Here is a 10021-nt window from a genome sequence, read left to right as displayed (position 1 = left end):
AGGCTTTGGAGTGTGGGTCAAAGGCTTTGGAGTGTGGGTCAAAGGCTTTGGAGTGTGGGTCAAAGGCTTTGGAGTGCGGGTCAAAGGCTTTGGAGTGCGGGTCAAAGGCTTTGGTGTGCAGGTGGACGCCTTTGCACCGCGGGTGAAAGGCTTTCGGGGGGCATTCGCAAGGCTGCGCGCCCCGGCCGCAAGACATTCCCATGCACGCGGGCATCGGCCGCACGCTGTCAGCCCGGACGCAGGGCGGGTCAGGCGCGGTCCGCTGGTGGTCAATGTCCTGCACACGGCCTGGCCTGCGCCGGAACCCGCCTTCGTGCCCTGGGGCCGCGATCAGACCCGTTCCAGCAACACGCGCCGGAACCAGCCGCCGGCCAGCGAGGCTTCGTCTTCGAGCACGCGCAGCGTCGGTGGCAGGTGATGTTCGAGCACGACATCGGTACGGCTGGCGATGCGGCCGAGCAGCGGGCTGAGCAGCCGGCGCAGCGGGGCGGACTGGCCGGGACGCAGGAACTTGTCGTAGAGCAGCACGCGGCCGCCGGGGCGCAGCACGCGTGCGGATTCGGCGAGCGCGCGCGCGGCGTCGGGCACGACGGCGACGATCAGGTGCAGGATCACGGCATCGAAGCTCGCATCGGCGAAATCGAGCGCCAGCGCATCGCCGCTGCGCAGTTCGATCGCGAGTTCCGGCCGCGCCGCGGCGCGCTGGCGGGCGCGATCGAGCATCGCCGGGGTCAGGTCGATCGCCGTGTACTGCGGACCGGCCGGCAGCAGCGGGAAATCCAGCCCGGTGCCGGCCCCGACCAGCAGCACCTGCCGGGCATCGGCCGGCAGGCGCGCGAGGCTCGCGCGCCGCGCCGCCTGCGTGGCCGCTGCGACCATGCGGTCGTAGATCGGCGCGAGCAGCGTGTAGCTCGTGCGCAGGCTCATCGGCCGTGCACGGCTTCAGTGCAGCGTGCGCGGCATCGACAGCACGAAGGGCGGGATCGGCGCGTCGAATTCGGTGCCGTCGTCATCGATCAGGTGATAGCTGCCGTGCATGCGCCCGACCGGGGTGTCGATGACGGTGCCGCTGGTGTAGCGGAAGCCTTCGCCGGGGCGCAGATACGGCTGTTCGCCGATCACGCCGTCGCCGCGCACCTCGATCGTGCGTCCGCCGGCATCGGTGATGATCCAGTGCCGGGTCAGCAGCTTCGCCGGCAGGCCGCCGCGGTTCTCGATGGTGACGGTGTAGGCGAAGGCGTAGCGGTCGCGGGCCGGTTCCGATTGCGCCGCGATGTATTCGGTCTCGACCGAGATGCGGATGTCGTGCAGGGCGGGCGCGTCGGTCGGCTTCATGGGGGAGGCTCTCGGGCGGGGCGGGTCAGGCGGCACTGGCGACGGCGCGCGCCTTGGCGTCGAGCGCAGCCAGCAGGGTCTCGAAGGATTTCAGGAAGGCGGCGACGCCTTCGGCTTCGAGGCGTTCGGTGACCGTAGCAAGGTCGATGCCGAGTCCGGCGAGTTGCGCGACCGCGGCTTCGGCGGCTTCGAGGCCGGTGTCGAGCGTGGCCGCGACGCGGCCGTGGTCGCGGAACGCCGTCCAGGTCGCCGGCGGCATGGTGTTGACGGTATCGCTGCCGATCAGGGTCTCGACGTAGAGCACGTCGCTGTAGGCCGGATTCTTGGTGCCGGTGCTCGCCCACAGCAGGCGCTGCGGACGGGCGCCGGCAGCGGCGAGCCGCGCGAAACGCGGGCCGTCGAACAGCGCATGGAAGCGCGCGCGCGCCAGCCGGGCGTTGGCGATCGCCAGCGTGCCGGCCAGCGCCGGGGCCTGGGTGGCGAGCAGCGGATCGAGCGCGCTATCGACGCGCGACACGAAGAAGCTCGCGACCGAGGCGATGCGCGCCAGCGGCTGGCCGTGATCGAGCCGCCGCTCCAGCCCGCGCAGATAGGCTTCGGCGACCTCGGCGTAGCGCCCGACCGCGAACAGCAGCGTGACGTTGACGGGGATGCCGTCGGCGATCAGTTCCTCGATCGCCGGGATGCCGGCGCGCGTGGCCGGCACCTTGATCATGACGTTCGGCCGGTCGAGGCTGGCGGCGAGTTCGTGCGCCTCGCGGATGGTGGCCTCGGTGTCGTGCGCCAGGTCGGGCGAGACCTCCATGCTGACGAAGCCGTCGACGCCGTCGGTGGCGCGGTGCACCGGCAGCAGCACGTCGGCGGCGGCACGGATGTCATCGAGCGCGAGCAGGAAGAACAGCTCGCGCGCCGGCAGGCCGGGGCGGGCGGCGAGGGCCTGGCGGATGGCATCGTCGTATTCGTCGGTGCCGGCGATGGCCTTCTCGAAGATCGCCGGGTTCGAGGTGACGCCGCGCAGGTCGTCGTCGCGGATCAGGCGGGCGAGGGCGCCGCCTTCGAGCATGCTGCGGTGGATGTTGTCGTACCACGGGCTCTGGCCGGCGGCGTTGAGGCGGCGCAGCGGGTGGTCGTCGATGTTGTTCATGATCGTTCTCCCTGGTGGACCGCGCCGCCGGATCAGCGCGGAGGTATGGCTTCGGCCAGACGCACGTAGGCGGCCAGATCCAGCGTTTCGGCGCGCGCGGCCGGATCGACGCCGGCGGCCTCGATCGCGTCCGCGGCGAGCACGGTCTTCAGCGTGTTGCGCAACTGCTTGCGCCGCTGCGCGAAGGCCAGCCGCACGACCTCGGCGAAGGCCGCCTGCAGGGCCGCCGGCACGCGCGGCTCGGGCAGCGGCACGAGGCGCACGATCGCCGAATCGACCTTCGGTGGCGGCCGGAAGGCACCGGGGCCGATCTCGAACAGCGGCACGACCTTCAGGCGCGCCTGCAGCATCACCGACAGCCGGCCGTAGTCGGCATCGCCGGGGCCGGCAGCCATGCGCTCGACGACTTCCTTCTGCAGCATGAAGTGCATGTCGCGGATGTGCGCCGCGGCTTCGAGGAAGTGAAACAGCAGCGGCGTCGAGATGTTGTATGGCAGGTTTCCGACCAGCCGCAGAGGTCGCTGGTCGTGGCGCAGTGCAGAGAAATCGACCGTCAGCGCATCGGCTTCGAGGATGTCGAGCCTGCCGAGGCCGGCGGTGGCGGCGCGCAGGTGCGGGATCACGTCGCGATCGAGTTCGACCGCGCTCAACTGCCCGCAGGCGCGCAGCAGCGGCACGGTGATCGCACCGAGCCCGGGGCCGATCTCGACCAGATGCTCGCCTGGCAGCGGCGCGACCGCGGCGATGATGCGCGCGATCACGTGCGGATCGTGCAGGAAGTGCTGGCCGAAGCGCTTGCGCGCCTGATGCGCGCCGGTCGGTCCGTTCACGCCGGCGATCCGGCGGCGCGGCGGCGGCGTTCGACCAGATCGAGCGCGCAGGCGAGTGCGGCCTGCAGGCTGGCGGCCGAGGCGCGACCGCTGCCGGCCAGATCGAAGGCCGTGCCGTGATCGACCGAGGTGCGGATCACCGGCAGGCCGAGCGTGATGTTGACCGCCTGCCCGAAGCCCGCGTACTTCAGCACCGGCAGGCCCTGATCGTGATACATCGCCAGCACCGCGTCGGCGTGCGCGAGGCGCTGCGGCTGGAACAAGGTGTCGGCCGGCAGCGGCCCGGACAGATCGAGACCGGCGGCGCGCAGCTCGGCGAGCACGGGTTCGATCACGTCGAGCTCCTCGCGCCCGAGATGTCCGCCCTCGCCGGCGTGCGGGTTCAGGCCGCAGACCAGGATGCGCGGCGCGGCGATCGCGAAGCGCGTGCGCAGGTCGTGATCGAGGATCGTCAGCACTTCGGCGAGGCTTTCGCGCGTGATCGCATCGGCCACCGCGCGCAGCGGCAGGTGCGTGGTCGCGAGCGCCACGCGCAGCGTGCCGGCAGCGAGCATCATCACCGGCCGCGCGCCACCGAGGCGTTCGGCGAAGAATTCGGTGTGGCCGCTGAACGGCGTGCCGGCATCGTTGATGACGCCCTTGTGCACCGGGCCGGTGACCAGCGCATCGAAGTGTCCGTCGCGGGTGCCGTCGCAGGCCGCCGCCAGCATCGCGAGCACGTGCGCGGCGTTGGCCGGATCGGCCCGGCCGGGGATGACTTCAGCTGCGAGCGGCAGGTCGAGCACCGTCAGCCGGCCGGGTTCGTGCGGCCGGGGGGCAGCGGCCGGATCCCAGGCGACGGTGGTGAGCGGCAGGCCGAGCACGCCGGCCAGATGCGCGAGCAGTTCGCGGTTGCCGGCCACCACCAGCGCGCACGGCCACGGCGCCTGCGCCAGACGCACGCAGAGTTCCGGCCCGATGCCGGCCGGTTCGCCGGCGGTGACGATCAGGCGGGGCAGCACGGAATCGGACATGCGGCGCGGACCGGGGCGGCGCGCGTCAGAGGCGGATGTCGACGTAGGCTTCGTCGCGCAGCCGCCGCAGCCAGATATCCCATTCCTCTTCGATCTTGCGCTTGTAGATGGCCTCGCGCGCCTGCATGCGGCGGGCGTCCTCGACCTTGCCGGCGACCTGACGGCGGTTCTTGACCTCGATCAGATGCCAGCCGAACGAGGTCTTGACCGGCTGGCTGATCTCGCCGGGCTTCAGGGCCGCCATCGCCCGCTCGAACTCCGGCACCAGCTGGCCCGGGCTGACCCAGCCGAGCTCGCCGCCCTTCGGGGCGCTGCCGGGGTCCTGCGACTGGGCGCGCGCCGCAGCGGCGAAGCCCGCGTCGTTGAGGCCGGCGCGCAGGCGCAGCGCGCGCTGGCGCACGGCGTCATCGCTCTCGCCGGGGGCGGCGCGCAGCAGGATGTGGCGGACCTCGGTCTGCACGATCTGCCCGGGTGCTGCCTCGCCGGCGTTGCGCACCTCGATCACGCGCACGATCTCGAAGCCATTGGTGCCGCGCAGCGGCGCCGTCACCTGCCCGGCCGACATCGAGCCGATCGCCTCGGCGAAGGCCGGCGGCAGCTGCGCGGCCGAGCGCCAGCCGATCTCGCCGCCGTTGAGCGCATCGCCGGCATCGGACACCGAGGTCGCGAGGCGTGCGAAGTCGGCGCCCTTGCGCAGTTCCGCGACCAGCGCATCGGCCTTGGCCTGCGCGGCTTCGATCTGCGCGGCGTCGGCGCCTTCGGGCAGGCCGACGAGGATGTGCGCGAGCCGGTACTCGCGCGCCGGGGCTGCAGCGGCACCGGGGCCGGCACCGGGGGCGATGCCGAGGGCGAGATCGACCTCCTGATCGGAGACGGTGATGCCCGGGTCGATGACCTTCTGGCGCAGCCGCGAGGACACCAGTTCGCGGCGGATTTCCTCGCGGTAGCGCGCGAAGCTGAAGCCGTCGCGCTCGACGCGCCGGCGCAGCTCGTCGACGCTGACGCCGTTGCGCTGCGCGACGGTGGCGATCGCGGCATTCAGCGTCAGGTCATCGACGCTGATGCCGTTGCGCGCCGCGGCGCGCTCCTGCAGCTTCAGCAGGATCTGGCGCTCCAGCACCTGCTTGCGGATCACGTCCATCGGCGGCAGCTGGCCGCCGCGCGCGCGCAGCTGGCCGAGTGCGGTCTGCACCGCCTGATCGAGTTCGGCGCGCGTGATCACGTCGTCATCGACGACGGCCGCCACCGAATCGAGTTCACGGCCCGCACCGCCGGCGGCAGGGGTCGACGGTCCGAAGCGCAGTTCCTGCGCGATGACGGTCGTGGGCAGGGCCAGGGCCAGGGTCAGGGCGAGCAGCAGCGGTTTCATGGCGGGTGGACGGGTCCGTACGGGCGGCTCAGTCGGCACGCTGGTAGCCGATGATGGATTTGTCGAGGAAGCGGTCGATGCCTGCACCGACCGAGGTCAGCCCCTTCAGCTCGATTTCGAGCATGACGGCATTCTTCGGGTCTTCATCCTGCGGATACTCGCGGTACTGACGGCCGAGCAGGCGCACGGCCCAGCAGCAGTCGCCGTACTCGAAGCCGGCGAAGGTATCGGTCGTGTGGCTGTACAGCAGCGAATAGTTGTAGCGGCCGAACACGCGCCAGCGCGGGTTGATCGGCCAGTGCCCGGCGAGGTCGATCTGTTCGAGGCTGGTCTGGCCGGAGATCGGATCGGGCACGCCGTTGGCGTAGCGGTAGGCGACGTTCAGGATGCGGCCGTCGGCGTCGTGGTAGCGCAGGTCGTAGGCGGTGCGCCGCGAGCCGGATTCGGTGGTGTCCCACAGCGTGGCGGCGCGGGCGTACCAGTTCTGGTCCAGGCGCAGCGTGGCTTCGGCCACCAGATCGGAGTTGTTGGTGAGCGTCGGGCTGTCGGCCCCGAGCTGCACCTTGCGATCGGAGAAGTACTGGATCTGGCCGACCGACACGCGCAGCCGCTCGACGCCGTCGCTGGCGCCGAGCAGCCGCGAGCTGATCGCCGTGGTCAGCTGGTTGGCATCGCCGAGGCGGTCGATGCCGGCGAAGCGGTTGTCGTAGAACAGCCAGTCGTAGGACTCGCTGTACGTGGTCGTGTCGAACAGCGGGATGTCGGTCTGGCGGCGGTAGGGCACGCGCAGGTAGTACAGGCGCGGCTCCAGCGTCTGCGTGAAGCCGGTGCCGGAGATCGTCAGCGGCCGATCGAAGATCAGGCCGGTGTCGAGGCTCGCGACCGGCGCGACGCGCGTCGGGCTGTCGCGGTAGTCATCGGGCTGGTCGCGGCGGTAGTCGAGCTGGTAGGCGGTGGCGTTCAGTGCCAGGCGCGGGGTCAGGAAGCCCCAGGTGGTCTGCAGCGGCAGGCTGAGGGCCGGCTCGATGAAGAAGCGCGAGCCCTCGACCTGGTCCGGATGCGTGAAGCGGGTCGCCTCGCTGTGCAGCTCGAAGCTCACCTGGTTCGGCACGATCCAGGTGTTCCAGAACGCCACCTGCGGCAGCTGCGCGTACTGCTTCGGGCGGGTGAAGTCCTCGCCGTTCAGCGTCTGGTAGCCGCGGAAGCGGATCAGCAGGTTGCCGAACGGGTTGACGACGTAGGTGTCGAGCCGGCGTTCGAGGTAATCGGTGTCGGTGATGTCGAGGCCGTTGCCGAGATCGCGGAAGTAGTTGTCGTCCGAGGCCCAGTCGTACAGCAGCGTGCTCGAGAACGGGCCGTAATGGCCGCTGCCGAAGAAGTGGAAGGAGCCGCGGTCGCGGCCGTCCCGGTCCCGGTCATTCGGCAGGAACTCGAAGCTGGTGATGCCCTTGGCGTCACCGGTCAGGAAGCGGAACTCGGTGCCGAGCAGCAGGCCGCGCTCGGCGATGTAGCGCGGCGTGATGGTCGCGTCGTAGTTCGGCGCGATGTTCCAGTAGTACGGCACGGCCAGGTCGAGGCCGCTGGTGCTGTCAAAGCCGAGCTTCGGCGCGAGGAAACCCGACTGGCGGTCGTTGTTCAGCGGGAACGACAGATACGGCAGGTACAGCACCGGCACGCCTTCGATGTCGATCTTCGCGTGCCAGGCCTCGCCGCGGCCGGCGGCATGATCGAGGTGCATCTCGGTCGCACGCACGCGCCAGACCTCGGCGTCGCGCTGGCAGGTCGAGTAGGTGGCTTCGTCGAGATCGGTCTTCTGGTCCTGGCGGCGGTCGACGACGCGTCCGGCCGAACCCTGGGCGTTGCGCTGCGGCAGGTAGTAGCGTGCGTCGCGCAGGTCGGCGGTGTCGGTGTCGAGATTCATGTCGCCGGTCCCGGCCTCTACGCCGAGCGCCGGCGTGCCGGCCTGCACGCCCTTCGGCGCATGCACGATGTTCTTCTGGCGATCGAGCACGACCTCGGGGGCTGCGAGCCGCTGGTCGCCGCGGGCGATGCGCACGTCGCCGGCGAGGCGCGCCTGCTCGGGGCTGCTCTCGGCGGTGTCGGCGGTATAGGTGGTCGGGCCCTCGGCCGGGGCGCCGGTGTCCTTCGTGACCAGATTCGCGAGCGGATCGACCGGGCACAGCGCCCAGCCGAGCACGCGGCCGTCATCGTCGATGCGCAGCGGCTGCGTCGCGGCGGGGCCGGTCTTCTGCTTGGTGCCGGGTCCGGACTGCGCCAGCGCCGGGGTGGCGGCCAGCGCCAGACAGAGCGCTGTTATGATGTTGGAGCGTTGGGTCACGGACATGGACGCTGCTTCTGGAAGCGCGTAACCATCGCACGAAACCCCTTGCAGCTTCAATTTCGGCGCTCCCCCACGCGCCCGAGGAACCCCCCACGTGAACGATCGACTGGAACGCGTCCGGGCCTGGGCCGGCCGGACCCTGCCGGGCCGCGTGCTCGACATCGCACCGGCCTCCGCCGATGCGAGCTTCCGTGCCTACTTCCGTGTGCGCTGGCCGGGCGGCTCGGCGATCGTCATGGACGCGCCGCCTGCGCACGAGGACTGCCGGCCGTTCGTGCGCATCGCCGGCGCGCTGGCGCAGCTCGGCCTGAACGTGCCGCGCGTGCTCGCCGCCGACATCGGCGCCGGCCTGCTGCTGCTCAGTGATCTCGGCGACACGCAGTATCTCGACAAGCTCGGTGATGCGACCGCCGACCGCCTCTACGGCGACGCGCTCGATGCGCTGGCACGCCTCGCGCTCGGCGGCGATCCGGCGAGCGGCGTGCTGCCGCCGTATGACGATGCCCTGCTGCTGCGCGAGATGAACCTGTTCCGCGACTGGTTCCTGGTCCGGCATCTGGGACTCACGCTCGATGGCACCGAGCACGCGCTGCTCGACACGACGTTTGCGCTGCTGTCGGAGAAGGCGCGTGCGCAGCCGCAGGTCTGGGTGCATCGCGACTATCACTCGCGCAACCTGATGGTCTGCGCGCCGCACGATCCCGGCGTGCTCGACTTCCAGGATGCCGTGATCGGCGCCGTCACCTACGACCTCGTCTCGCTGCTGCGCGATGCCTACATCGACTGGCCGGATGCGCGCGTCGCCGGCTGGGTCGAGTCCTACCGCCAGCGCCTCGCCGGCAGTGTGCTGGCGAGGGCGAGTGCCGATGCCTTCCTGCGCGATTTCGAGCTGATGGGCGCGCAGCGCCAGCTCAAGGTCTGCGGCATCTTCGCGCGGCTGGCCTGGCGCGACGGCAAGCACCGCTATCTCGCCGACATCCCGCGCGTGTTCGAGTACCTGCTCGGCGCCTGCGCACGCCATCCGGAACTCGCCGGGCTCGGGCGCTTCCTGCACGCGCGCGTGGTGCCGGCGCTGGCCGGGGAGACCGCCTGATGCGCGCGATGATCCTCGCCGCCGGGCGCGGCGAACGCATGCGGCCGCTGACCGACCTCTGGCCGAAGCCCCTGCTCGAAGCCGGTGGGCGCTCGCTGATCGAGCATCATCTGTACCGGCTCGCCGGCGCGGGCTTCACCGAGGTCGTCATCAACCTCGGCCACCTCGGCCACCTGATCCCGCCGCGGCTCGGCGACGGCAGCCGCTACGGCCTGCGCATCGACTATTCGCCGGAACCGCCCGGCGCGCTGGAAACCGGCGGCGGCATCCAGCACGCGCTCGGCCTGCTCGGCGAGGCGCCGTTCCTGCTGATCAACGGCGACATCTGGAGCGAGCACCCGCTCGCCGCCCTGCGCACGGCGCTCGCCCCCGGCGATCTCGCGCACGTCGTGCTGGCACCGAACCCGCCGTACAAGCCGCAGGGCGACTTCGCGCTCGTCGACGGCCGCGTGCGCGACGATCTCGATCCGCGCCTGACCTACTGCGGCCTCGGCGTCATCGATCCGCGGCTGTTCGTCGGCCACGGCCCGGGGCGCTTTCCGCTGGCGCCGCTGCTGACCGCGGCGATGGCCGAGGACGCGGTCAGCGGCGAACTGCACCAGGGCGACTGGCGCGACATCGGCACGCCCGAGCGGCTGGCCGAACTCGACGTGTGGCTGGCGCTGCGCCGCTGAGGCCGATCCACCGCCATCCGGGCTGTCAAGACACAAGAGCGGGTCAGGCGCGCCCCGGCACGGTTGAATTGCGCCCCGCGCGGCGCGCGCCGGCGTGCGCGCACAGCGGCAGCACGAGCGCATCGATCACGGCGGTGCCGGGCGCCGGGGCGTACAGCGTCAGGTGCAGCGCCGGCGATCCGGCCGACCAGTCCGCGCCGCCGCCGCCGAGCAATGACAGGC

General features: G+C 71.2%; 9 protein-coding genes. 2 read left to right on the top strand and 7 right to left on the bottom strand.

Going from position 1 to position 10021, the window contains the following annotated elements; translation table 11 throughout:
• Window positions 1-330: 330 nt before the first annotated feature.
• The 7 genes from PKE44_RS04565 to lptD are packed head-to-tail and all read right to left on the bottom strand — an operon-like array spanning window position 331 to window position 8035.
• The gene (locus tag PKE44_RS04565) at window positions 331-927 is read right to left on the bottom strand and encodes a class I SAM-dependent methyltransferase (RefSeq protein WP_324548513.1); all 597 of its coding nucleotides are present in this window, start codon (window positions 925-927) and stop codon (window positions 331-333) included.
• A 15-nt stretch (window positions 928-942) separates the two neighbouring features.
• Window positions 943-1335, bottom strand: coding sequence for a Co2+/Mg2+ efflux protein ApaG (gene apaG / locus PKE44_RS04560; protein ID WP_324548511.1), 393 nt, complete (start codon window positions 1333-1335; stop codon window positions 943-945).
• A 25-nt stretch (window positions 1336-1360) separates the two neighbouring features.
• Window positions 1361-2479 carry a transaldolase gene (gene tal, locus PKE44_RS04555; RefSeq protein ID WP_324548510.1) on the bottom strand — a complete coding sequence of 373 codons (1119 nt, stop codon included), beginning with the start codon at window positions 2477-2479 and terminating at the stop codon, window positions 1361-1363.
• 32 nt (window positions 2480-2511) lie between these two features.
• Window positions 2512-3309, bottom strand: a complete 798-nt coding sequence (rsmA, locus tag PKE44_RS04550; RefSeq protein ID WP_324548508.1) for a 16S rRNA (adenine(1518)-N(6)/adenine(1519)-N(6))-dimethyltransferase RsmA — start codon at window positions 3307-3309, stop codon at window positions 2512-2514.
• On the bottom strand, window positions 3306-4322 hold the full coding sequence (gene pdxA / locus PKE44_RS04545; RefSeq protein ID WP_324548506.1) for a 4-hydroxythreonine-4-phosphate dehydrogenase PdxA: 1017 nt from the start codon (window positions 4320-4322) through the stop codon (window positions 3306-3308). Before pdxA ends, rsmA begins: the two co-directional genes overlap by 4 nt.
• 25 nt (window positions 4323-4347) lie before the next feature.
• Window positions 4348-5691, bottom strand: a complete 1344-nt coding sequence (locus tag PKE44_RS04540; protein WP_324548505.1) for a peptidylprolyl isomerase — start codon at window positions 5689-5691, stop codon at window positions 4348-4350.
• A 28-nt stretch (window positions 5692-5719) separates the two neighbouring features.
• Window positions 5720-8035: an LPS assembly protein LptD gene (gene lptD, locus PKE44_RS04535; RefSeq protein WP_324548504.1), complete on the bottom strand. Its 2316-nt coding sequence runs from the start codon at window positions 8033-8035 to the stop codon at window positions 5720-5722.
• Window positions 8036-8126: 91 nt separating this feature from the next.
• Between lptD and PKE44_RS04530 the strand changes: the two genes are divergently transcribed.
• Together PKE44_RS04530 and murU are read left to right on the top strand one after the other, a co-directional pair.
• Window positions 8127-9125 (top strand): phosphotransferase, encoded by a 999-nt coding sequence (locus tag PKE44_RS04530; protein WP_324548503.1) that lies wholly within the window; start codon window positions 8127-8129, stop codon window positions 9123-9125.
• Window positions 9125-9799, top strand: coding sequence for an N-acetylmuramate alpha-1-phosphate uridylyltransferase MurU (murU, locus tag PKE44_RS04525; protein ID WP_324548502.1), 675 nt, complete (start codon window positions 9125-9127; stop codon window positions 9797-9799). Before PKE44_RS04530 ends, murU begins: the two co-directional genes overlap by 1 nt.
• The last annotated feature ends 222 nt before the right edge of the window (window positions 9800-10021 follow it).

This window comes from Plasticicumulans sp., assembly GCF_035331805.1.
GTDB lineage: Bacteria > Pseudomonadota > Gammaproteobacteria > Competibacterales > Competibacteraceae > Plasticicumulans.
The sequence above is the reverse complement of the archived record's forward strand: the minus strand, read 5'-3'. Positions and strand labels throughout refer to the sequence as shown.